Genomic DNA, 25,286 nt, shown 5'->3' on the forward strand with positions numbered 1-25,286 from the left:
GGCAGTCATCTTAACCGGGGAGACCGCCGCGGGGGATGCGCGCCGCTCTTCCTTATCCTAATGATGATTCCGGTCTGCGCGGCCAAATTGGAGGAGGTGTAATGATGATTCGATGTTCGCAATCCGACAAACCAATCGTGACCGTGCCCAATGTTGTCCCCCAGATTCATGTTTACGGGAAAAAAAGCGGAACGACCCGCTTCTTCCTCTCGGACAACCCGGAGACGATCAGCAGCGTCACGACGTCATTCACGAACGGCTTTGCCACGCTGTGGCATGATACCGTCCGGGGAAGGAAGCGCGTGCAATACCGGCTGTTCGTATGGCATCTGAACCAGACGGGAGCTCCGATTACATTCGGCGTCACGGTCGAGAACGCATCCTGCGGCAGCCCGATACGCGTTCGCCAAGTCAAGCATTCCATCGGCGTGATTGCGGACTTCCCCGCACTCGGCAGATGCTCTGCCAAGGCACTGCTCGGGCGTACGCTCGCCCCGCTTATTCCCGACGACCGCTCGATCCGCGGCGGGCAGACCGGGCTGGTGAAGGAATGGCTCGTCCCTGACGGAGAACTGGTAGGCGGCGTGATGGAATTTACGCTGTCCAGTCCGAAGGAGCTTGATTACCGGGTGCGCACCGTGGCCGCCAATCGTCCGGGGGCCGATGTAAGGCTCAATCATACCCCGGTCGTGCCCGCCTATCGGACGGCCGAGGGCAAGTCGCACCCGCGCGGCTCCTGGGACTTCTCCGACATCGAAGGCTTCGCGGATCCGGCGTGCTCGCAGCCTGTCACGTATGTCGCCGGAAGCGGGAGCATGAGCTTCGCCATCCATAACGGCGGCAATGATAATCTGATGACGGCCGCTTCCAGCTATGATCCGGCGAATGCGGAAGTGGCGAACAAGGGACATTACGGCGTTATCTACAAGCTGAACCTTGCCCTTAGCAATCCGCATCCTCAGCGCAAGACGGTGACCGTCTACTTGACGGGACGCGGAGGGCCTTACGCGGGAGCCGTTCGCTGGAACCGGGGACGAACCTATGGAGTGCCCCGGCTGTCGCCCGCCGTAGAAGCGGTCGAGGCCGCGACGGTCACCATTCCGGCCCGGCGCACAGTAGCTTGCCCTGTCTATGTGTCGACCGCAGGCGCCTACAGCACGCCGGCCGCAGTCTTATGCGTTACGCGCGAATAAGAATCCAATCCAACACTGCGCCCTGATCGCCGATCAGGGCGTTCTTATGGAAATAAAAATATAGAGGAGAATTTTCAGCGGCCGTGGGATTATGAATCCCGCCGAACGAGGGGTGACGGCGGGAGCGGCGATATTGTCAGCCCATATATACGAATTCTTTGTCAAGGTTTTCAAATCCAATTTCTTGATGTAAAACCTCTTCCAACTCGTCTAACGAAATCAGCCCGGATAAAGTTAATTCGTTGCCATTCGGAATGTTGTATTTATAGTCAAACAAGTCCCGGTTGTATATTTCTTCTATTTTTGCGGCTTGGCGCTGGCTTAAATACGGTTTATGAGTTCTCAGCATATTAAATAAATTCGCTTTCAAATCACCGCCTTCCGCTGCGCTTGAATACTCATCAATTTCAGCAACACACTCTAATAGTTTCCGAAAAATAAAATCTTGCAGGTTTTTGGCCAATATACTCGCACTTTCACTATCATGCGGAACCAAAGTAACAGGAACATTTTCCACGCACTGTTGATCAAATTGGAATACATATAAGTCACCTCCGCCTGTCATCGCAAAGGGAACAAATTGAAATTCAGGTTTTGTCGCTCTGTAATCTTCCGGGTCTTTTAACTCTTCAATCTTTTCTACGATTTGATTCAATTCAAGAAGTTCAATGTCATCTCCGAATAACAACAGTGGCGGGTTGCTTTTAAATTTTTCCCAGTAAGTAGCATGCCAATTGGGTCCATATTCTCCCCAATCAAGCATTCCATCGTCGTATAGTCTTTTATACAAATCAGGGTATTTGACACCAAATCGTTGCTCTATTTGTTCTATTTGATTCATATGTTCTCTCCTTAAGTCATGTTCGTGCGCCTAATGTATGCTCAAGTGTGAATCTCCGCCGATTTTGAGGAAAATTCGATTCGTCAAGCAGCCGGGACATCATTCGTTCCGGCCGGAATATGCGGCAGCGCCGGGGCTGCGCAAAGCTTGAATTGCGGGCCACGTGAAAGAGGCCAGATTGTCCGGCAGCTCCGATAATGGGAACCAGCGCACATCCTTCAGCGCTCCGCCTTCTTCGCGGTTGCTGGCATCGCCCGCGACGACACGGGTCTCGAAGATGACCGAGATCCAATGCTCGCCCCGGCCCGGATCGATCGTCTCGGCGGTGCAGAGCAGCCGCTTCACCTGGATGTGAAGCCCGACCTCTTCCAACACCTCGCGAACGGTCGTATCCTCCAGCGTCTCGTATAAGTCCACCTTGCCTCCGGGAATGCTCCATTTGTCCTTCTCCGGCTGGCGTCCCCGCAGCACAAGCAGAATCTCGTTCGCTTCATTCATAATAACGGCGCCGACGCCGATTCTTGGTAAGGATGTTTCCATTTTTGTTCTCCTATGAAACTCTATTTTGGGATGATTAGCGAGGCTTCGGGAATGGGCCTGCCTCGTGTTTACTATACATCCAGGCGTCCAAGCAGGCAAATGAGAGGTGCATTGACAAGCTGCAAGCAGCGAAGAGAAGGAGAAGTTGCTTTCTCTTATGCTTGAACATATTGACACCCAAATTTAGTATATGATATATAAAAGGAAGTGTTAGCACTCGTTCGTCTAGAGTGCTAAAAAAGAAGTGTTATCGAAAGGAGACCCATCATGGCGAAAAAACAATTTAAAGCAGAGTCGAAACGACTGCTCGAGATGATGATCAACTCCATTTACACCCAGAAGGAAATCTTTTTAAGAGAATTGATCTCCAACGCCAGCGACGCGATCGATAAAATCTACTACAAAGCCCTGACCGACGATCAACTCGTGTTCGACAAAGACAGCTATTACATCCGAATTACCCCGGACAAGGAGAACCGGACGCTGACCATCTCTGACACGGGGATCGGCATGACGAAGGACGAACTCGAGAACAATCTGGGCGTTATCGCCAAGAGCGGATCATTCGCCTTCAAGAACGAGAACGAGCTTAAGGACGGCCATAATATTATCGGGCAGTTCGGGGTCGGCTTCTATTCCTCATTCATGGTGGCGGATGTCGTGACTGTCATCAGCAAGCCGCTGGGCGGCGAAGAAGCGTACAAATGGGAGTCGAAGGGCGCCGACGGATATACGATCGAGCCATGCGAGAAGGATTCGGTAGGAACGGACATTATTTTGAGAATCAAAGAAAATACCGAGGATGACAGCTACGATGAGTATCTGGACGATTACCGCCTGAAATCGATCATCAAAAAATATTCCGACTTCATCCGCTATCCGATTAAGATGGATGTGAAGGGGCATCGGCCGAAGGAAGACGCCGAGAATGAATTCGAAGAATATACGGAAGAGCAGACGGTCAACAGCATGGTTCCGATCTGGCGCAAAAATAAAAACGAGCTGACCGCGGAAGATTACGAGAACTTCTATGCCGAGAAGCGGTACGGCTTCGACAAGCCGATCACCCATGTCCATATCAAAGCGGACGGCGCTGTCGTCTACAATGCGATTCTCTTCATTCCGGAGAAGACGCCGTTCGATTATTATACGAAGGAATACGAGAAAGGGCTGGAGCTGTATTCCAACGGCGTCCTCATCATGGACAAATGCGCCGATCTCCTGCCGGATTATTTTAGCTTCGTCAAAGGGATGGTCGACTCCGAGGATCTGTCGCTTAATATTTCCCGGGAGATGCTGCAGCATGACCGTCAGCTCAGCCTGATCGCCAAAAATATCAAGAGCAAGATCAAGAGCGAGCTGCAGCGCCTGATGAAGGATGATCGGGAGAAATACGAGCAATTCTATGAATCGTTCGGCCGTCAACTGAAATACGGCGTATACAGCGATTACGGCATGAACAAGGAAGTGCTGCAGGACCTGCTCCTGTTCCGCTCCTCGAAGGAGAAAAAGCTCGTCAGCCTGGACGAGTATATCTCCCGCATGCCGGAAGATCAGAAGTATATCTACTATGCGTCCGGCGAATCGATCGACCGGATCGAGAAGCTGCCGCAGACGGAACTGGTGGCTGACAAGGGCTATGAGATTCTGTACTTCACCGATGATATCGACGAGTTCGCGATCAAGATGATCATGAGCTACAAGGAGAAGGAATTCAAATCGGTCTCCAGCGGCGATCTCGGTATCGACGCGGACGACAGCGAGAAGGAATCCGACACGGAGAATAAGGACAATCAAGAGCTGTTCGATGCGATGAAAGAGATTTTGAAGGACAAAGTGAAGAACGTGAAGGCATCGAAGCGGCTGAAGTCCCATCCGGTCTGCCTCTCTAGCGAAGGCGAATTGTCCATCGAGATGGAGAAAATTTTGAAGGCGATGCCGAACAGCCAGGATGTTCAGGCGGACAAGGTGCTGGAAATCAACGTCAACCATGACGTATTCCAGTCGTTGCAGGACGCGCTGGCGAACGACCGCGAGAAGCTGAGCCTGTACACGAACCTGCTGTACAATCAGGCGCTGCTGATCGAAGGGCTGCCGATTGGCGATCCGGTACAATTCACGAATGATATTTGCAAAGTGATGGTATAGATGAGGGCAAGGAGAGAACCCGATGCTGGCGTTAGCCGGTGTCGGGTTTTTGGCGTACGCCAGGCATGGGCGTCATCTTTAGGGTGAACGTCCCGAAAGGGAACTGGCTTGCTCCATCTGAGGATTGTTTTCACATACGGTGATGTGTATGCAGAGGCGGGGGGAATCTCCCCCCACCCGCAATGGATCATGCTTCTTCTACATTTGTATGCAACAGTTTCAAGCTGGTATCAAACTCTTGTTCGATAGCTTCGTCCCGTTGATAGGTAAACAGGCTTATGACAATACTGGCGATAAGGTTGACGATAAATCCGGGAATGATTTCGTATATATCCTTAGTAATTTGCAAGTCAATGTTTTTCCAGATAATCACGGTTGCTGCACCTGCTAACATTCCGGCAATGGCACCCCAATTGGTCATTTTTCTCCAGTACAGGCTTAATACGATAACGGGGCCAAAGGAAGCGCCAAAACCGGCCCAGGCATAAGCGACGAGACTTAAAATGGTTTTATTCTCACCGCCCAACGCGAGCAGGCAGGCGATGACTGAAATCGTTAGAACAGCCATTCTTCCAAAGAACACAAGTTCTTTATCAGAGGCATTTTTACGCAGAATCAGCTTATATAAATCTTCTGTTAATGCACTAGAGGTTACAATGAGCTGAGAAGACACCGTGCTCATTATGGCAGCCAATACAGCAGCAAGGACTATTCCGGCAATAAACGGATGGAATAAAATTTGTCCAAGTTGAATGAAGACAGCTTCTGGATTAGACAATATATAATTTGTTTGTGTAAAAAAAGCAAGACCAATCAATGCTGTTAATGAAGCGCCAAGTAATGAGGCAACCATCCAGCCCATACCGATACGTCGCGCAGTTTTGGTCTCCTGTACAGAGCGGATGGCCATAAAGCGGACGATAATATGTGGTTGACCAACATAGCCAAGTCCCCAGGCAACTGCGGAGATGATGCCGAGCGCAGTGGTGCTAGTAAATAAATCCAGGAGGGACGGATCTATGGATCTGATTGTATCAACTGTGTTGGCCAACCCACCCGTCTCGCTCATCGCTAACAACGGCACAAGGATAAGGGCAAGCAGCATGATAAGCCCTTGGACAAAGTCCGTCCAACTGACAGCAAGAAAGCCCCCAAACAATGTATAGGCAACAACCACTCCGGAAACGAGGAGCAGCCCCGCTAGGTAAGGAAGGGAGAAGGAGTTTTCAAAAAAGACGGCTCCTGCCACCATACCTGAGGAAATATAGAATGTAAAGAAAATAAGGATAACAATGGAGGAAACGATCCGCAGAAGTTTGGTGCTATCCTTAAATCGATTTTCCAAAAACGACGGAATGGTAATGGAATTTCCGGAAACTTCCGTGTATGTGCGCAAACGCGGGGCAACAAACAGCCAGTTAAGATAGGCCCCAACCGATAAGCCAAGGGCAATCCAGGTATTTGACAGTCCCGTCAGGTAAATTCCTCCCGGAAGCCCCATTAACAGCCATCCGCTCATATCGGCAGCCCCAGCACTTAAAGCGGTTACAGCAGGCCCTAAGGAACGTCCCCCTAACATATAGTCCGTCAAGTTTGTCGTTTTGCGGAAAGCATACCACCCTATACCCAGCATCGTTGCCATATATATCACGATGGCAATCATTTTTAGGGTATTTTCTGACATTCTCCCACCTCGCTTAAAATGGTTATCATTCAATATATAACCATTACATTAACATGTTGACCTGAATTTCGAAACAGCCAGGATGGGTGGTTATGCTACAGCTATGGGATTTCTGGCTATGGCGAGAAATTACACTGCTTTGGGGTGGGCATCAGCTATTCTCGCAGTACTCGCTGAAATGGAATTCGGTGGAAAAAGCTTACTTTCGAAGTATCTTGATAACGGAAACAGATACTTAATCGAACTTCTTACCTTCATGGATAAAAATAAACAATATGATATCATCAGAGTAAAGCTTCCATTTCTTCAGTACTACCATGTTGATGGTGATATTCGATTCGTTATTGGCCAGGGCCAAGTCACCGGGGTTCATTATCGTGGTGGTGACTGGGCTACTGATCAATAATCTAGGTAGAAAAGTAAGAGATAACTGTATGTTATCTCTTACTTTCTTCTATTTCCTTTAAAAATTGGTCTAGGAATTTTAATTTATCAAACATGAATTCATTTGTAATTTTGTATTCTTTAGTTTTGGATTTTTCATAATCATGTAGTGAAATTTCCCCATTCTCAGAAATAATAAATTCCAATAACTCTCCGTCTTCCCCCTTAATCCTAAGTTGATAGCTTGGAGGCCCAGGGAAAGCATGAGCAAAAGTGGCCTTTTTAACTTTTATTTCAGGAAGTGATTTCATTACTAATTCAATTTCTTTTTTATCTTTTACACTTCCAAGACTATAGTGTTGTATCTCTTTCGATTTTAGTATATAGATAGAGTCAATTTCTGTTCCTTCAATGTGCTCCATAATCAAATCATTAAATGAGAAAGATCTAGTCTGATCGTAAAATCTGGTCCCGTACACACAAAACCATAATATAATTGCAATATAGATGATAGGCCTCTTATATTTTGACATTCTGTTCCCTCCTTAATTATTTGCAATTAATACACTCCCTACATTTTACCAGGAAATATCAATTACAGAACCACCCTGAATCCGCTTCCCGGCATACATCAACCCACGGTCACTCACCCGGATGTTCCACGAGGTTCATCAAATCCTTAGGCCTCAAGCGCGTGCCGTCCTCACCCACACTCCGTCAGCGTCTGGATTCGGCGGCGGCCAGCAGTTACGATTGGCAAACCATTTTGCTGGAAGAGTCGGCAGACTTACTGTGTGCACTTAACGTCCCGCTAACGCCTGTTCATGCTACAAGTCCAGAGAGGCAAGCGTTATCCTGACTGCCACTGGATCTGGACGTTTCGCCGTTCGACAATAGCAATACCCGGAAAGAAGGCCCTGACGTAGGTGGAGGGCTATGCTCCTTTTTTGCTTATCTGGCACAGGAAGGGTATGGGGTCAACGTCAATCTGCGCGAAGGCGTGAAGAACGAGAAGGCAAGCGCGTTTACCTGGGCTCCATGGAAATGGACCGACAAAAAGTTGGAGCGCCCCATTCGCGTAGTCTACCAGGTGATTGAACGAACCGTGGAAGCCGATGGACAAATCCTGCTGGTGCCCAAGATTGAGGTGCAGGTGTTTTTCACCACACTACGGTGTCCGCCTTGGCAAGTGATTAAGCTTTTCCGTGACCACGCTACCAGCGGCAGTTTCACAGCGAACCCTTATAAAGCAAAAGCAACTACTAATCACTAGCATCTTATTCCAAACGTATGGTAATGTGGGAAATGGTGGGATGAAACGGCGGAAAAATATTTCAAAAGAGGGAGGTGAAATAGAATGTAGGGAAGGCAAGCAGTGGATTTTTCGGAACTGACACAATATTTTAATGGCATACGTTCCAGTATTGGGAATGTCGCGGATCGAACCGGGCAATCGCTGTGGAAAGTAGAAGTGCAGTTGGGCCAGTTAACGAGACAACTGGAAAAAATGAATACCCTACTTACCGTGCTCGTCGTAGTTGTTATCGTATATTTGGTGGTTAAGCTGATCATGTTCAAAAAGCATAAATCGCAAGCTTCTCAATAAACCAATGAAAGGGAGGGTGACTTTCCGGAAAAATACGGGAAAGCCACACTTCTTCTTGTCGTTGTGTTCATCATTGGTGCACTGTATATTCCCAAGCTAAATCATACGGCCAAAGTGATTTCATTTAATGAATTGATTAAAGAGCATGTTAACGAAGAAGAGATCGAATATCTCTTCCTTAGTAAATCGATTATGGGGGAGAGGGAACGAGTACTCCGGATTTATTCCAAGATTGAAATGAAAAGGGAGGATAACCCAGAACGTCTGTCTCAGAAGGAAAGGATTTACTTGAACTTCGGGAATGTGTATGGACTGCAATACGTGATAATGGTTACTGACCTTGGAATCGTGGATACATTCGATTATAAGTACGCCGCTTATTCGAACACGAACCCGGTGCTGGAACTCCAGTGCCGGGTTCTTTTGCTATATCCGCTGCACTGCAGCCGAATAGTTTTTCTCTTTTTTCGAAACTTTTTTCCTCCAAAAAAACACAATAACGAGCCTTTACTTTTCCTACGAGATGGTCTAAGATAATAAATAAGTTTCCCTAGGAAAACATTTTTGTTCAGAAACATATTTTATGGGGGAGGGAAAAATATGCGTCAAACTATAGATGTTAATAATTTGCACATATCGTATTACGGAAAAGAGGTCATCAAGGATGTAAGCTTCTCGCTGCAGACCGGCAAGCTTATCGGCATCCTCGGGCCGAATGGGGCGGGCAAGTCGACATTGATGAAGGCCATGCTCAATCTCATTCCCCGCGACGGCGGCGAGATTACGCTGGGGGGAGAGCCGCTTACCTCGATGCGTAAAAAAATCGCCTATGTGCCGCAGCGCTCTAATATCGATTGGGACTTCCCTATTATCGTGAAGGATACGGTGCTGTTGGGGACGTTCCCGACCCTCGGCCTCTTCCGGCGGCCGGCCAAGCAAGATAAAGAATGGGCGCTCGAATGTCTCCGCAAGGTCGGCATGGAGAAATTCAAAAACAATCAGATCGGCGAGCTGTCCGGCGGCCAGCAGCAGCGGGTGTTCCTGGCGCGTGCGCTTGCCCAGAAGGCGGAGTACTTCTTCCTTGACGAGCCGTTTGTCGGAATTGATGTCGCCAGCGAGAACGTCATCATCGATATTTTGAAGACGCTGCGGGATGAAGGGAAGACGGTGTTCGTCGTCCACCACGATTTGAGCAAGGTGGAAAGCTATTTCGACAATCTGATATTGATGAATAAGGAATTGATCGGCTGCGGGCCGGTCGATCACGTCTTCCGCCCGGAATTGATGCAGGAAGCCTATCAGACGCCGTTTACGATGATAGGGAAATTGGGGGTTGGAATGTGATGGAATTTATCCAAGATTTAATGGCCTATGAGTTTTTGCAGCGAGCTTTTGTCACTTCGATTATTGTAGGTATTATTTGCGGCGTTATCGGCTGCTTTATCGTATTGCGCGGGATGGCGCTCATGGGGGACGCAATCTCTCACGCCGTTCTGCCGGGTGTGGCCATCTCCTATATGCTGGGGATCAATTACTTCTACGGGGCGGTAGTCTCGGGGATATTGACGGCGGTCGGGATCGGAGTCATCAATCAGAACAGCCGCGTCAAGAGCGATTCTTCCATCGGGCTGGTGTTCTCCGCCGCCTTTGCTCTCGGCATCATTCTCATTACGAGCGCCAAGAGCGCCACCGACTTGACGCAAATTTTGTTCGGGAATGTCCTGTCGGTACGGGCATCGGATATGTGGCTGACCGTTGCCGTCGGAGGCATCGTGCTGCTGGCGGTCCTGCTCTTCTACAAAGAACTGCTGGTCTCGAGCTTCGATGAGACGATGGCTGCGGCTTATGGATTGAAGACGCGCCTTATCCACTATTCCATTATGGTTCTGCTGACACTTGTCACGGTAGCGTCCTTGCAGACGGTTGGCGTCATTCTCGTTGTCTCGATGCTGATTACGCCGGCGTCCACCGCGTACTTGCTCACGAACAGACTGTCCACGATGATTGGGCTCGCGATGTTCTTCGGCGCCTTGTCTTCGATGATCGGCTTGTATGTCAGCTTTCTCTACAACCTGCCGTCCGGCCCGGTTATTGCCTTGGCGACGACGTCTATCTTTGTGCTGGCGTTCCTGTTCTCTCCGAAGCAAGGAGTGATTCGGCGCATGCTGAAGATGAACAAGCGAAGAATGGCCGTCGGGAAGTAATAACGGGATAAGGATAAATTTATGATAACAAAAAGGAGTTCAGGAAAATGAAAATGTTACAAAAATTCATGCTGCTGTCAGCGATGGCAGCCCTGCTGGTGCTGGCCGCGTGCGGGCAAGCGAATTCGGGCAAATCGGGGGATGTTCCTGCCTCTTCGGATTCAGCTTCCGAGTCTGCCACAGAAGGACCGCTTAAAGTCGTCACTTCCTTCACGATTCTCGAGGACTTCGCCCGGGAAATCGGCGGCGAAGATGTAGAGGTTCACAACCTGGTGCCAACGGGCACGGATCCTCATGAGTACGAACCGCTGCCGGAGGATATTAAAAAAGCGACGGATGCGGATGTCCTTTTCTATAATGGCTTGAATCTGGAGGGCGGCAAAAGCGGCTGGTTCTTCAAAATGGTCGAGTCCGTCGGCCAAAAAGAGGAGAATGTGTTCAACCTGACAGAACGCGTAGAACCGATGTATATCGGCGGCAAAGACGGCCATGAGGAAGAGATTAACCCGCACGCATTCATCGACCCTGCCGTCGGCATCAAGATGGCGGAGGATATGCGGGATGCGCTCATGAAGAAGGACCCTGCACGCAAAGAGAATTACGAGAAGCGGGCAGACGAATATATCACCAAGCTCACAGAGATTGATAAGGAATATGAAGAAAAAATCAATTCCATCCCGGAAGAGAACCGTATCCTCGTTACGAGCGAACGCGCATTCCAATATATGACGACGCATTATGGACTGAAGGAAGCGTATATTTGGGAGATTGACACGGAAGAGAACGGCTCGCCAACCCAGATTAAATCGCTGGTTGAATTTATTAAGGAGCATAAAGTACCGGTCCTCTTTATTGAATCCAATGTGGACCCGCGGCCAATGGAGACCGTCTCGAACGAGACAGGCGTCCGCATCGCCGAGAAGCGGATCTACTCCGATGAGATCGGGCAGCGGGGAGAAGAAGTCGATACGTATATCAAATATTTGGAATATAACCTTGAACTTATGCATAGCGAATTAAGCAAATCATAGAAGGATGAAGCCAAGTGTGCTTCCGTGACTCACCGGAGAGGAGCACGCTTGAAGCATGAACTGCCGGTAGGCAACGAGCCTGATCGCGATTCAGAAAAGGGGGGAGGGCATGCGAACCCCGGGTATGGAGGATCACCTCGAACAGATCTACCTGTTGACCAGAGCCAAAGGGTTCACAAGAGTATCGGATATCGCGCAAGCTCTGTCCATTCATGATTCCTCCGCTTCCAAAATGGCGCAGAAGCTAGGGAGAACGGGATATGTGCAGTACGAGAAATACGGGAGAATCTGCTTAACGGATAAAGGGTTCCAGGTGGGACAGCAACTGTTCAACCGGCACCAATTGCTGGAGAAGTTTTTGCGGCAGATTGGTGTTCAGGAGGAACAGATCCATCAGGAAGTCGAGCAGATTGAGCATCATTTCAGTTGGAGCACGATTGCCCGGATTCAAGAGCTTGTCCGTTTTTTTGAAGAGGAGCCGATCGTGCTGAGGGAGTTCCACAAAAGGCAGACGCTCTAGCTTGGTCTGGATGGCTGCCTGACTGCTTTCAAGACAGTGCACACTCTGCAGCCGGGCTTCAGCATCCGCCGAAGGCGTCGAGATGCTCTTCCTCTGCGATCGCCTGAATCTCTTCGGCCCCGATGCGGAGGTACATATAACCGTCCTGGGCCTGCTTCTGCAGCGCGCGCTCCTGGACGAAGCGGGGGCTCGCTTCCCCAGCGTCTTCATCGTAGACGAGAAGAATGCCGTCGGTCTTGCGGAACAACAGATCGTCTCTGGCGACGAACTGCCATTTTCCGATGTAAGGGCCGTTGCTGACTGCGCCGTAATAATCGACCTGTTGTATAAGCTGCTCGAAGAATGCTTTTTTCTCTTCATTCCATTGGTCCGCCTGCTGGCTGTAGGCCGTAATGATCGAGCATTTGAGATGCGGGTATTGCGCCTTCAGCGCGAGCGCGGCTTCGCAAGCCCACAGATCGACCCCGTATTGGCCCGGGGTGATGACCCATTCGAGCCCTTCCTCCAGCAGGGGGATCAGCCGGGCTGCGATCGCTTTGCGAATGTAAGGGATGCCTTGATGCTTGTTATTGTAAATGCCGAGCTCATGAGCGCGGTAGCCGGTAACAAATAAGTTTTTCAAGTGGACTGCCTCCAAGTATGGAATCATCGTCAATCGTTCGTTCTAATCCACTATTATACATGAGGCGGCATGAATGTGCCGCAGGCAGGGCGGCATGCGCCGCCGCCCGTGCCAGCAGATGGCTTCCGAGTGACTCGGGAGTCATCTTTTTTTTGTTCCTGTCCGCCGCTTGATTAGATACAAAAACTGAAAAACTTGGCCAAATGTGCCGATATCATTAGTAACCTTCAATGGATATTTATTCAAGTTTATCGAAGAATGGGAAGTTGGCGGGACGAGCATAAAAATCTGGCGACGATTCAAGGAGGAGTCAGGCGATGACGCATCTGGATAAGAAGATTATTGAGCTAGAGCAGGCGAAGAAAAGGCTGGAGCAGCAGAACAGCCGCAGTCAGGAGGGCCAGGAGGACGCGGAGCGCGAGGCGCAAGCCGAACGGCACGCGGCCCGTGAGGAGAGGGAAGCGCAGTGGCGGAGGGAGATTCGGGAAGGAATGCGGAGCGGCCGCCTCGACATCGCGGGCACTTCCGTCGAATTCCAGCCGGCAAGCTTTTTTCAACCGGGTATTCGTTTCTTGTTCCCTGGGGAGTTTCTCGTCTGCGCGCTTGATACCGAGCAGCAGAAGGTGTACCGGAACGAAGCCCATGCCGTCAATATCCTCTTGCAGTACACGGATCACCCCGGGCAGCCCATCGATATGACAGCGATGAAGAGCGAGATGATTCGCAATATGAAGAGCATGGAGCTGAATACCGAATGGGTGGAGGATGGCATGAAGGAGGTGAACGGACGGCCGATTCACTACTGCGCATTTTTGAACCCGGTGGCGCACGGGAAGGTATTTAACTTTTTGTTTTTTGCGGATGCGGGGCGCAAGCGGCTTATCGGGAACATCAATTGCAACGGGAAGGACAGCAAGCTGTGGTCCTGCATTGCCCAGGAAATGATCGATTCGATGGAGGTGGCGCGCAGATGAGCGTATCGCAATTATCTTATCAAAATGTGAGAATTGCCCCTTTTCCCCATATGCAGCTGTTGGAGATGTCTATCGTGCAAGAGGTGAACGAGCATGGGAAGCTTACGTTCACGGGCCGAATGCCGGAGGATCATAAGGACAATGATCTGTTCGCGATGAATGAGCAGACGCCGGTTCAAGTCGTGCAGATCACGGAGCAGGGCGAGGAGCGGGTCTTATTCTCCGGTATTTTGTCGGAGATGCGGATCGAGAAGTCGCGGGAGGTCTATTCCGTCTATGCGGAAGCGCTCACAAGCACGGTCATGCTCGATATCCGCGTGAAAAACCGGTCGTTCCAGGACGCCGCGATGACCTACAACCAGCTCGTCCGCCATCTGGGCGGCGATTACTCGAATTACGACGTGAACTATACGTCGGAACAAAATCCTCCCCTCGGCGCCTTGGTCGTGCAGTACAAGGAAACGGATTGGGCCTTGCTGAAAAGATTGGCCTCCCGTCTTGATACGGTGGTCGTGCCGGCCGAGAACTTCAAGGACATCAAATTCAGCTTCGGTCTGCCGGATACCGGGGCGGTCAAGAAGCTGTCTCCTTCCAACTATGTCATTACGAAAAAGCTGGCCGACTATATGAGCTACCACAAAAATGTCCGCCGCAATGCGATGGAGAGCGATTTTATTTTCTATGAGCTTACGACGGATCAGTGGCTGCATCTGGGCGATGCCGTTGATTTCCAAGGGGCGCGGCTCTATGTCGGCAAGGCCGTGTCCACGATGGACCGGGGAAGCGTCAAGCACACCTACACGATTACGACCCGCAAAGGCTTGAACCGGCAATCGCCGTACAATGACGCGATCCGCGGCGCATCGATAGGCGGCACGGTGCTGGCCATTAACCGCGACAAGGTGAAGGTGCGGCTTGATATCGACAAGGATCAGGATGCCGGCAAGGCTTGCTGGTTCCCGTATTCCACCGTCTATGCCTCCGCGGACGGCAGCGGCTGGTATTGCATGCCCGAGGCGGGCGACAGCGTCCGGGTGACGTTCCCGAGCGAGCGGGAGGAGGAGGCGTTCGCCATCAGCTCGGTCAACTCGTATGCGGGAGAGCCGGCAGGAGGCGGACCGCAGGCTAGCCTGGGAGCAATGTCCGGCGGCGGCTCTGCGGGCGGGGGATCGCAGGATCGGATGGGCGATCCGAATGTCCGGTATTTCCGCAACTCTTCGGGCATGGAGGTCACGCTGGCCCCCGGCCATGTGTTGATTTCCGCGAATAACGGCCAGGCGACGATTCGGCTTGCCCAGGACGGCTCGATTACGATCGCCGGGCAGAACGAGGTCTCGCTGACCTCGAAGGAGAACGTGACCATCCGGGCGGACAAGACGCTGATGATGACCGCAAGCGAGGAGATCGCGATCGAGAGCCAGAAAGGCGGCAAGATCGTGCTCAACAGCGGGGGAGACGCGGAGTTGAAGGGGAACAAAGTACTTACGAACTAGTGTGGCACTAAAGGCGCTCCGCGCAGAAAGGGAGATTCGCCGTGACAAGAGATGAGGCGCTGCGGCATTGGACGGATACGGCCGTTGCCGCGAAGCGGTGGGAGCAAATGCATGCGCTCCATCAGAGCGTGATGAGGGACAGAGACAGGCTGGCGGCGGAATTCATCGCGTCGTTCAAGCACCTATGCCGTCACATTCGGCGCATGCAGGACGAGAAGCGCAAGGGAAAAATCAAATACATTCATTACTCGGCGCTGCGGAGCCGCCTCATGAGCGGCGATCACCGCTGCCGGATTGATGCGTATGACAGGCAGTGGTATGCGGATGCCGCGGACTGTTCCGCCGAATATGATGCAGGTTGGGCGTTCGGCCGCCTGGACGAGTTCACGCGCGCGATTGCGGAGCAGGGCAAAAGGTATGTCGGCAAGGTGCTGCCAGCCGATGTGGAGGCGGTCATGCGGGGCGAGGCCGTCTGGTATACGGCCTACCTCGTCAAGCTGGCCCGCCATGCGGTAAGAGAGGCGGTTCGCAGCGACGAGTTCGCGGCCATCGACAAGGAAGACGAGCTCTACATCATGGTCGGCGAGTACAAGGACCGGAGCGAGCTGGTCTATCGCTATGAGGCCCGGGAGAAGGGCAGCCGCGAGATGCGGGAGATGCTCTCCGCGGGCCAGCGGAGCGAATATGTCTATGAAGTATTCAGCGGGACGGATCTGAGCGGGATGTATTTCTCCTTGCTCAACTTCAGCTACGCGAATCTGTCCGCAAGCACGCTGGCCGGCAATGCCATCTGGGGCTGCGCGTTCATCGGCTCGGACTTCCGCGGGGCCAATCTGGAAGGAGTCGATATGAACCGCAGCATCGTGCATGGGGCGAGCTTCAAGGAGGCGAACCTGCGGAACGCGAGCCTGGAGCATATTCAGGGAGGACTGTCCTTCCCGGCGCCGGAGGAGCTTCATATTCCGCCCTTCATGGAGACGAGCTTCCAGGATGCCAATCTGGAGCATGCGAGCTTCCGGGGGGCCGATCTGCGGGGCGCGGATTTCCGGGGCGCGGCTTTAAGGCAGGCATGCTTCACCGAGGCGGGACTGGAAGGCGCGATATTTGCGGCCGAGGATGTGAGGCATCTCGGCTTGAGCGAGCGGCAGCTCGCGGGCATCGTGATTGCGGAAGGGTGCCGGGCCTGATGCGCCGCGATTCGGCGGGGGCATACGACTGATCAGGAGTGATCAAATGGATAGGGGGCGGGAGGTATATGGACTATTTCATCATTGCGCAGGATGAGAGCGCGGATCAGCAATTCCGCTTCGCCGGCTTGAAATCGACGAATAAAATCATCGAGGTGACGCCGGATCAGGCGGACGATATTCAGGACATTACCATCGTATTCGTCGAGGGCCAGGCCGACAGCGTCTACCCCGATTATATCGGCAAGCCGGTCGTGCTGGTGGCGGATGAGGTCAAAAAAGTGCTGGAGCTGCATGATCCGAAGCTGGTGTTCAAATGCGCCATCCTGTCAGACCCGAAGCACAGCATGCAGAAGGTATACTGGCTCCTGCTGCTGCCGAGGGTCGACTGCTTGTCGGAGCGGACGGAGTTCCAGAAGACGGGCGCGGTCAAGCGCATCGTCATCGATCAGGCGAAGGCTGCCGGACATGCCATTTTCCGGGTTCAAGGCTTGCTGGAGAAGCATGTCTTCATCCCTCTCGATGTGGCCGAGAGTCTGCTGCGAAGGGAGCTGCTGGGGATTCGGCTGGAGAAGGTGGAGCAAGATCGTGGAGATTCGGACGTATCCCAATCGGACGTATCCCAATCGGATGCATTCCGACCGGGCGCATTTAAAGAAGGAGCGGTGCGCTCGTGATTGATAAGCCGAGCGTTCATAGACGGAAAGGCAAGGAGGAATAGATATGCATGAAATGATAGCGGACGGCGGAGGCGGCGAGGGTCAAGCCGAGCCGAAATATGTGGTGCACGGCGCCTTCTGCGCCTGCAGCCAGGGAACGCGCCCCGCTCGGCTCATTATCCCGGCGAGCCACGGGGATTACATCCATGATCAGCCGCAATTGAATGTAGAGGACCAGGTGCCAATGGTCAATATCCGTCCGTTCGGACTATGTCAGAGCACGCAGAATCCTGCCGTGCAGGCCGTCATCGACGCGCTACCGCCGATGCCGAAGCAGGAGGAGGCCGGGTGGTTCGCCAGCCTGTTCATCAAGAAGGAGGCTCCGCCGCCGGAAGAGGTTCCGGTGCCCGTATGCGTAGCGATGTGCGTGCCCAATGTGACGCCGGGGATGCTCTGGCAATCGGGCAAGGAGAACGTGTTGGTCGAGGGTGCGCCCGCCCTGCTGAGCGACGGATGGATTACTTGCGCATACGGGGGCCTCATCACGATCGTGCACGACGGGCAAAGGGAATAGAACCTCGAGGAGGGGGAAGAGGATGAGGATTCGTTACGGGGGAGTAATCCTCGAACTCCCGGTTGAGCTTCAACGCCTGACCGGGCTTGTTTTAACGAGAGAGGTCAATGAACATATCCAGCTTCAGTTCAGCGCCATCATCCCGGAAGAGAAGAAGGACAGTTATATTCATGAACTCGGGTACGGATCGCCGATTATCGTCTACCGGGAGCTGGAGGACAGCAGTGAACCGGACAGCGGGAGCCGGCAAGGGGAAGTGTTGTTCCACGGCCCGATCCGCCGGATGGATATCCAGTGTGTGCGCGGTGTGTATACGCTGCAGGCCGAAGCCTGTTCCTATACGTGGGCGATGGACATCGAGCGCAAGCGGCGCTCGTTCCAGCGGGTCGATATGACCTATGCCGATGTGATTGAGCAGGTGCTGCAGGACTATCCGCATGCCAATATGCAGGATCATGCGACGAATCACGCCCGGATTGGCGGGCTGATTATGCAGTATGACGAGACCGATTGGCAGTTCATCAAGCGGCTGGCCTCGCATTTCGGCGCTGTCGTGGTGCCGGATGCGGCTTCGGGAAGCGCTCGCTTCTCGCTCGGCGTATCTGCGGATCGGGAACCGGTGGAGGTTAGCGATGCGCAATATGTCATCCGGAACGACTTCCGCCGCAGCCTGCTGGCGCGGACGAACGAGAATCCGGAGCTGCAGGAGACCGACTTCATCAGCTTCGAGATCGACACGCCGCTCTGGCTTCCGTTAGGGGGACGCGTCAGCTTCGCCCGGAGGCCGTTCGTTATCCGCGCCGCCGCATCAGCCGTGCGGGACGGCCTTCTGCGCCACACGTATACATTCTGCACCGCCGATGGAATCAGACAAGGCTATCGGTCCAATCCGCGGATTCAAGGCTTGTCGCTGGACGGGACGATTACGGACATCTCGCGCAACCGCATTCGGGTGCAGTTGGCCATCGATTCCGCCCAGGCGAAGGGCGATACATGCTGGTTCCCTTATTCGACGGGGATAGACAACCAGATCTCGTACCTGATGCCGAAGCCGGGCTCGGGCGTCAAGCTGCATTTCCCGACGGTGAATGAGAGAGAAGCCATTGCGATCGGCTCGGTCAGGAAGGGAGGCGAGGCGAGCAAGTACGGGCATAAGCAGTCCGACCCGAAGGTGCGATCCTTAACGAATGATACGGGCAAGGAAATGAAGCTGACCGGACAGGATGTCGTCTTCAGCGCCAATGACGAGGGCAGCATCAAGGTGCGTGTGTCTGGAGACGGCACCGTGGAGATCGCCGCGGATACCGATCTATACCTCAGCGCCGCAACTGCTGTGGCGCTTGGGGCCAGCGAGAGCGCTGCGGCGGAAGCGGCTGCGGCCGTGCCGAAGCGAATCTCGATCTCGGCGGGGGAAGATGTGTTCATCAGCCGGAGTCCGGGGGAATACGTCGATCCGGCGCATGCGATCGCAATCCAGGATTCGACTTATGTTCAAGGAGCGAAGATTATCTATCTGGGCGAGCCCGGCGAACCGCCTGCCGAGACCTTCGACGACAGTGCTCAGCTGGCCGAGGACGCCAAGCTGATGGAGGAGGTTAACGCTCAGGCGCTGGCCTATCGCGAGGCGTGCATTGCCAAGGCGGAGGCGGCGAAGAGCAAGTTCGGGTTCGGCGCCATCGCCTTGGTGGTCGGCGTCGTCGCGGTAGCGGTCGCGACGGTTGCGACCGGAGGCGCCGCACTGCCGCTAATCGTCGGCGCCGCCGGCACCGTCTCGGCCATCGTGGGCGCGAGCGAGATCGCGGAGGGCCGGGAGGATTTCGCCAAGGCTCAGGTCGGCGATCTGAGCCAATCCTATAACTTCATGCGGGATACGGTGCTCGGCGGCGACGAGGAACTGTACAATATCGTCAAATACGGCTCGGTCACCATTTCCGTGCTGGGCGGAGGCTTCTTGGCCGGGGGCACGACTTTGTTGGCCGGCGGTGTGACCGGCGGGACGATGAGTGCGGGGATAACAGCGATATTTGATCCGTACCAGCCATTGGACGGCACCTTCAGTTGGAAAGCGATGGCCGGGCATTATTTGAAGAGCTTCTATAACGGGGCCTTGGCCGGAACGCTCTCGGCCGGCGTGTTGAAGGGTGTTCCGTGCGGGGCCGGTCCGCTCACCCAGTTCGGCGGCAGATATAGTGCAAGCTTCGTGGCTTCAAGTGTGCTCGATATCAGCAATTCCGGCGATGTGAATTTCCTGAACAATGCGGTAAGCAGCGTATTCGGCGCGGCGTTCTCCTTCATGGGAGGAAAAAGCCGGATCGGCCGCTACGGCGCGTCCGTCACCGGGGATATGGCTGGAGGTTCCGCGATCCAGCTTCTGCAGAACGGGACCATCGACAAGGATACTTTTTTTGACCAATTGAAAAAGTCCCTCGTGAGCAATGTCGGAAATCTGGTGACGAGGTTAGACCCGATTGATGTCGCCAAAGGCCGGTTCTATCTGCAAGCGACTGATCTGGTCGTGCATGATATCGGTGATACGCTGGAGCTGACGCGCAGCTTCAATTCGCAGAACCCGTTCGTGGGCATGCTGGGCAAAGGCTGGCTTAGTTCGCTGGAGAGCTCGCTGACCCGGGTAGAGGATCGCGCCTTCCTTATCTGTATGGATGGCCACTATGAGAGCTTCATCCTCCAGGAGGGCGAATGGCGCAATGAACGGTCGGGAGCGCTCGATTACCGGTTAGTCGAGGAGCCGCGCCGAGGGAGATATGTCGTCAAGCATCAACGATACACGTATGTCTATGACGGGTCCACCGGACGGCTGGTCTCGTTCACCGACGGCAACGGCAACCGCACGGAGCTGGAATATGAGGAGGAAGGCCTGCGATCGTTGACGACGCCAGGCGGCAAGGAGCTTGCTTTTACCTGGAGGAACGGCAAGCTCGCCGCGATCACGGACAACATCGGGCGCATGGTCGAATACCGGTATGCGGGCGATCTGCTGGCCGGGGTCACCTACCCGAACAAGGGCGAGGTCACTTACGCCTATGATAGCGAAGGGCGTCTCACTTCGATTACCGATCAGAATGGCCATACCTATGTGCGCAATGAGTACGACCACGCCGATCGGGTCATTCGCCAGTATGACGGCGAGGGCCATGTCGCGGATATCGTCTACGACGAGCGGGCCAGGATGACGACCTTTACGTTTCATGCCACCGGAGTCGTGGAGACGTACAAATACAACCGCGATTATTTGGTTACGGAAGCGCACTACGATGACGGCACGCAGGAAGCCTACACCTACGATGCCTGGCAGAACAAGGACAGCCATACGGCCGCCAACGGCACCGTCACGCGCTGGGTGTACGATGCCTATGGCCATTTGCTGGAGGAGGTTCGGCCTGATGGCACGAAGGTGGAGCACCAGTACGACGAAGACGGGAACCGGATTCGCACGGCGACGGCCGGTGGCAGCGAGACTTGTTACGCCTACGATACCCAGGGGAATCTGCTGGAGGAACGGGTGCGGATCGACGACACGAACGAATCCGTCACCGCTTATGAGTATGATGAATTCGGACGGCTGATCCGCCGCATCGATCCGATGGGCCAAGCGACAACGTTCCGGCATGAGGTCAAGCATACCGATGCGCCGACCTTCGTACAGGATGCGGAAGGCCAGCAGTTCAAGTATGGCTATGACGCCGCGGCCCGGATGACGAGCATTACGACCTCCTACGGCACGGTGGAGATTGCCTACAATGTGCTGAACCAGCGGACGCGCATCATCGATGCGGCCGGCAACACGACGGTGCTGTTCTATGATCCGATGGGCAATGTGATCAAAAAAGTGCTGCCGAACGAATATGTGGAGCGCTTGGGCAACGGCATCGGGACGGAATATCGCTACGACTTCATGGACCGCCTCATTCGGACAACGGATCCGATGCAGAACGAGCAGCGGGTCATGTACGATATCCATGACAATCTGGTGAAGGCCGTCCATCCGAACGAATATAGCCGGACAGAGGATGACGGGGCCGGAGTCGAATATGAATACGATCACCGGAACCGCCGCATCCGGAGCTTGTTCCCGGACGGCGGCATCGCCCGCACGAAGTATGATGCTGTCGGCAATATCATCAAGACGATCGATCCGGAACGGTATAATCCTGAGACTGATGATGGTCCGGGCACCGAGTATGTCTATGATGAGATGAACCGTCTCGTTCAGATTACCGATCCAGAGGGGCATGTCATCAAGCGCTTCTTGTATGACGAGGAAGGCAGAGTCGTCAAAATGATCGATGCCCGCGGGTGGCTAAGCGGGGAGACGGATGAAGAGCGCTTCGGCACGCTGTATGCCTATAACCGGGCCGGCTGGCTGGTCGAGAAGCGGGAGCCGATCGAAGCCGAGGGCGGGGCGATCCTGTACAAGCTGACCTTGTACCGGCATGACCAGGCGGGCCGTCTCGTGGAAGAGCGGCGGACGGCGGAGCATGTCGGGGCGACCGGGTATGCGAGCCGGTACCATCGTATCCGCTACCGGCATGACAAGCTGGGCCGGGTCATCCTGGTCGAGGATGATACGGGAGCCGAGATCCGCTACACCTATGATTGCTTGAATCAGGTTACGTCCGAGCGGCGCAAGCTGAGCGAGCAGAAGGAACAAGTCACCCGCTATCAGTACAACGCGGTCGGGCTGCTAGAACGCAAAATCGATCTGATCGATGCGGAAGATCTGGCGGAGGGCCGCTCGTTGAGCGGAAGCGAGGATAAGATCGCCGCCGTGACCTCCTATCGCTATGACCGGAACGGCAATATGATCAAGCTGGTCACGCCGGAAGGCTATGAGACCGAGATCAGCTACGATCGGGCCGATCGCATCATTCAGATTAGCCGCCGGGAACGCCAGGACAGCAAGGCGCGGAGTGTCTACTTCAAGTATGACCGTGCGGGCAATGTGCTGGAGGAGACGGATACGAACGGCCACCGCGTGGCCTATAGCTATGATCTGATGAATCGCCTCATCCGCACGACAGGCAAGCGGGGCGAGACGACGCGCCTGTTCTATGATCGGACGGGACAGATCATCAAGCGGGTGTCGCCGAACCAGTATAATCCGCTTACGGATGACGGCGACGGCACTATATACCGTTATGATGCGTTGAACCGGCTGATCGAGGTTCGCGATGCCTGCGGTCAGATCGTGGAGCAGAACCGTTATAATCAGGCGGGCGAGTTGATCCGAAAGCTGAGCGAAGGCATTGGCGTGGAATATACGTATACCATCGGCGGCCGGGTGAAGCAGATTCGCACCGCGGAGGCTGCAGCCCGCGGCAAGGTAAGCCAGGAGTACACGTACGACGCGCTTGGCAATATTACGGGCGTCGTGGACGGCGAAGGGAATAGGACGTGCCACAGCCTGGACGCATGGGGCAACATACGGGTGCTCACTCGTGCGGATGGAAGCGAGGAGCGGTACAGCTACGACCGTGCAGGAAATATCATTAGCTCCACGGACGCCAACGGCCATACGACCTTGTACCGCTACAACAGTCTGGGCAAGCTGGCGGCGGTGGAGGATCCGTCGCAGCAGCATATTGAGTACCAATACGACCGCCAGGGCCGGCTGACGCGGCAGGTCGATCGCAACGAGCGCGTTATCGAGTATGCGTACAACTTCGACGACCAACTGGTGAAGCGAAGAGAAGCCGCAGGAGGCGCGGAAGAAATCTACGTCTACAACGAGGATGGCATGCTGCGAACGGCCGGCAATGATCGGATGCGGTATGACTATACGTATACGCCGGACGGCAGATTGGCGGCGAAGTATATAAGCGAACCGCCGCTTGGCATCCGCCGCAAGGGCGAATGGGCTGGATCGCCTCCGTTCGCGGACCCGTTGACAAGTCCCGGAGCGAATGGAGCGGCCGCTCCCCAGTCTTGGCATCCGATGGATGCGCTTGAGCCGGAGGCTGCGGGTGCGGGTATGCGTAAACTGCTCGAGTTCCGCTATGACCCGGACGGACAGGTAACCGGGTTGACCGACGCCGCAGGCAGACATACGGAATACCGCTATGATAAAATAGGCCGTATCCAGGAAGTTCTGCAGGGCCGGGAACGTCTCGCGCAGTACCGCTATGGCGAAGGCAACCGCATCGCCTCCATTCTGTACGGAAGCGGGATCAGCGTCGAATACGGCTATGACCGGGACGGCCAGATGACGAGTCTGCGGGCGGCCGGCCAAGACGGCCGGGACCTGATGCGCCATACGTACAGCTACGACAATAACGGCAACCAGATTGCCAAGATGGAGCATCATCAGCTTACCCTTTACAGCTATGACCGCTTGAACCGCTTGCAGGAAGTGGATTACGGCAGCGGCGCCCAGGAGTCGTATAGCTACGACCCGGCGGGGAACCGCATCCGCCGCGTGCTGGACGGACATGCCACAAGCTATGCCTACGACAGCCGCAACCGTCTGCTGTCGCTGCTCGAGGACGACGGTAGCCGCACCGAATTCGAGTACGACCGCCAGGGCAATTTGCTCTTCGAACGCTCTGGCTGCGCCATGACGACCTATGCCTATGACGCGTTCAATCGGACCGCGCAGGTCGAGATGCCGGACGGCAGCTATGTCCGCCATGACTACGACCCGGAAGGGCTGCGTAGCGGCATATGCGAGAACGGCGTGACCAGCCGCTTCGTGTTCGACGGCTGGAACATGGTGAACGAGTTGGACGAGGAGTGGAACGCGAAGGCCTCCTATGTGCGCGGTCATGAATTGCTGGCGCAAGTGGACGGCCAAGGAGATGCCTACTACTACCTGAACAACCAGCACGGCGACGTCGTGCATATCACGAATCGGCTGGGCGGCATCGTCAACAGCTACGAGTACGACGCCTTCGGCCATACCTTGTCCGCCACCGAAGGCATCCCGAACCGCTTCCGCTATGCGGGCGAGCAGTTCGACCCCGTCACGCAGCAATATTACCTGCGCGCGCGGTTCTACAACCCGGTCATTGCCCGGTTCACCCAGGAGGACGAGTACCGCGGCGACGGCCTGAACCTGTACGCGTACGTGGGTAACAACCCAATTCGGTATGTGGACCCGAGCGGGTATAGCAGCCAGAATGTTGGTTGCGGTGGTGGCGGTAAGAAGGAAGGGCCTTATGGAGGACAAAATAAATCTGATTTTAATGAGTTTACAGAAATAACGTTAAAATACAAACCCGAAATGCCTAAATATCAATTTATTAGAAAAGCTCAAGCTCTTCAAAAATTGGGAGATGAAGGAAAATTAGTCAAGGCACAAAATCCTGTATCAAGAGATAGAAGTGTTACGAAGAATTATAGACAAGATCTAATTAAAAGGATTTGGAAGCAATATGGAAGAAATAATCGAGACTTTGCAGATAGGCTAATAGATAAAATTACCGATCATAAAAAAATGCAACCTGATCACATTTGGGAATTGCAGCTTAATGGTCCAGATAATGTAAATAATCTCAAGTTTTTGGACTCATTTACAAATGAGGATATTGGATTGAGGCAAATCTGGCCACAAATAAGAAATTTACCAGTAGGTACAAGAATTAAAATAAAGATAGAATTATAAGAGGTGAA

General features: G+C 53.8%; 18 protein-coding genes. 13 read left to right on the forward strand and 5 right to left on the reverse strand.

Annotated elements, in window-relative coordinates:
- Window positions 1–101: 101 nt before the first annotated feature.
- A complete protein-coding gene (locus FLT43_RS21600) occupies window positions 102–1,193 on the forward strand; it encodes a hypothetical protein (RefSeq protein WP_127510898.1) in 1,092 nt (363 codons plus the stop codon).
- Window positions 1,194–1,329: 136 nt separating this feature from the next.
- Here the strand turns inward: FLT43_RS21600 and FLT43_RS21605 are convergent, their stop codons facing one another.
- Together FLT43_RS21605 and FLT43_RS21610 are read right to left on the reverse strand one after the other, a co-directional pair.
- Complete coding sequence (locus FLT43_RS21605) at window positions 1,330–2,034, reverse strand: SMI1/KNR4 family protein (RefSeq protein ID WP_087443154.1); 705 nt, start codon at window positions 2,032–2,034, stop codon at window positions 1,330–1,332.
- A 99-nt stretch (window positions 2,035–2,133) separates the two neighbouring features.
- A complete protein-coding gene (locus tag FLT43_RS21610) occupies window positions 2,134–2,574 on the reverse strand; it encodes an NUDIX domain-containing protein (RefSeq protein WP_087443155.1) in 441 nt (146 codons plus the stop codon).
- A gap of 267 nt (window positions 2,575–2,841) precedes the next feature.
- Between FLT43_RS21610 and htpG the strand changes: the two genes are divergently transcribed.
- On the forward strand, window positions 2,842–4,722 hold the full coding sequence (gene htpG / locus FLT43_RS21615) for a molecular chaperone HtpG (RefSeq protein WP_087443156.1): 1,881 nt from the start codon (window positions 2,842–2,844) through the stop codon (window positions 4,720–4,722).
- A gap of 187 nt (window positions 4,723–4,909) precedes the next feature.
- Here htpG and putP read toward each other — a convergent pair whose 3' ends face one another.
- On the reverse strand, window positions 4,910–6,406 hold the full coding sequence (putP, locus tag FLT43_RS21620) for a sodium/proline symporter PutP (protein WP_087443157.1): 1,497 nt from the start codon (window positions 6,404–6,406) through the stop codon (window positions 4,910–4,912).
- 118 nt (window positions 6,407–6,524) lie between these two features.
- On the opposite strand from putP, the gene FLT43_RS21625 reads away from it, so the two are divergent.
- Window positions 6,525–6,812: a hypothetical protein gene (locus FLT43_RS21625; RefSeq protein ID WP_087443158.1), complete on the forward strand. Its 288-nt coding sequence runs from the start codon at window positions 6,525–6,527 to the stop codon at window positions 6,810–6,812.
- Between the two features lie 31 nt (window positions 6,813–6,843).
- On the opposite strand, the gene FLT43_RS21630 is transcribed toward FLT43_RS21625, so the two are convergent.
- Window positions 6,844–7,323 (reverse strand): hypothetical protein, encoded by a 480-nt coding sequence (locus FLT43_RS21630; protein WP_087443159.1) that lies wholly within the window; start codon window positions 7,321–7,323, stop codon window positions 6,844–6,846.
- A 1,673-nt stretch (window positions 7,324–8,996) separates the two neighbouring features.
- Between FLT43_RS21630 and FLT43_RS21635 the strand changes: the two genes are divergently transcribed.
- From FLT43_RS21635 to mntR, 4 genes are all read left to right on the forward strand, one after another.
- Complete coding sequence (locus tag FLT43_RS21635) at window positions 8,997–9,740, forward strand: metal ABC transporter ATP-binding protein (RefSeq protein ID WP_087443163.1); 744 nt, start codon at window positions 8,997–8,999, stop codon at window positions 9,738–9,740.
- On the forward strand, window positions 9,740–10,600 hold the full coding sequence (locus FLT43_RS21640; protein ID WP_087443164.1) for a metal ABC transporter permease: 861 nt from the start codon (window positions 9,740–9,742) through the stop codon (window positions 10,598–10,600). The genes FLT43_RS21635 and FLT43_RS21640 overlap by 1 nt, the downstream gene beginning before the upstream one ends.
- A gap of 47 nt (window positions 10,601–10,647) precedes the next feature.
- Window positions 10,648–11,631 carry a metal ABC transporter solute-binding protein, Zn/Mn family gene (locus FLT43_RS21645; RefSeq protein ID WP_087443165.1) on the forward strand — a complete coding sequence of 328 codons (984 nt, stop codon included), beginning with the start codon at window positions 10,648–10,650 and terminating at the stop codon, window positions 11,629–11,631.
- 109 nt (window positions 11,632–11,740) lie between these two features.
- Window positions 11,741–12,151 (forward strand): transcriptional regulator MntR, encoded by a 411-nt coding sequence (gene mntR, locus FLT43_RS21650; RefSeq protein ID WP_087443166.1) that lies wholly within the window; start codon window positions 11,741–11,743, stop codon window positions 12,149–12,151.
- A gap of 58 nt (window positions 12,152–12,209) precedes the next feature.
- Here the strand turns inward: mntR and FLT43_RS21655 are convergent, their stop codons facing one another.
- Window positions 12,210–12,773 (reverse strand): SLOG family protein, encoded by a 564-nt coding sequence (locus tag FLT43_RS21655; protein WP_087443167.1) that lies wholly within the window; start codon window positions 12,771–12,773, stop codon window positions 12,210–12,212.
- Window positions 12,774–13,090: 317 nt separating this feature from the next.
- On the opposite strand from FLT43_RS21655, the gene FLT43_RS21660 reads away from it, so the two are divergent.
- The 6 genes from FLT43_RS21660 (at window position 13,091) to FLT43_RS21685 (ending at window position 25,278) form a co-directional block, all read left to right on the forward strand.
- Window positions 13,091–13,747, forward strand: coding sequence for a hypothetical protein (locus tag FLT43_RS21660; RefSeq protein WP_087443168.1), 657 nt, complete (start codon window positions 13,091–13,093; stop codon window positions 13,745–13,747).
- Entirely contained in the window at window positions 13,744–15,240 is a 1,497-nt protein-coding gene (locus tag FLT43_RS21665) for a contractile injection system protein, VgrG/Pvc8 family (protein WP_087443169.1), read from the forward strand. The genes FLT43_RS21660 and FLT43_RS21665 overlap by 4 nt, the downstream gene beginning before the upstream one ends.
- Window positions 15,241–15,281: 41 nt before the next feature.
- On the forward strand, window positions 15,282–16,427 hold the full coding sequence (locus FLT43_RS21670) for a pentapeptide repeat-containing protein (protein ID WP_087443170.1): 1,146 nt from the start codon (window positions 15,282–15,284) through the stop codon (window positions 16,425–16,427).
- Window positions 16,428–16,495: 68 nt separating this feature from the next.
- Window positions 16,496–17,104 carry a hypothetical protein gene (locus tag FLT43_RS21675; RefSeq protein WP_087443171.1) on the forward strand — a complete coding sequence of 203 codons (609 nt, stop codon included), beginning with the start codon at window positions 16,496–16,498 and terminating at the stop codon, window positions 17,102–17,104.
- Window positions 17,105–17,150: 46 nt separating this feature from the next.
- Window positions 17,151–17,660, forward strand: a complete 510-nt coding sequence (locus FLT43_RS21680) for a DUF4280 domain-containing protein (RefSeq protein WP_087443172.1) — start codon at window positions 17,151–17,153, stop codon at window positions 17,658–17,660.
- Between the two features lie 22 nt (window positions 17,661–17,682).
- Complete coding sequence (locus FLT43_RS21685; protein WP_087443173.1) at window positions 17,683–25,278, forward strand: RHS repeat-associated core domain-containing protein; 7,596 nt, start codon at window positions 17,683–17,685, stop codon at window positions 25,276–25,278.
- Window positions 25,279–25,286 lie beyond the last annotated feature (8 nt).

Source organism: Paenibacillus thiaminolyticus, from assembly GCF_007066085.1.
Taxonomy (GTDB): Bacteria; Bacillota; Bacilli; order Paenibacillales; family Paenibacillaceae; genus Paenibacillus_B; species Paenibacillus_B thiaminolyticus.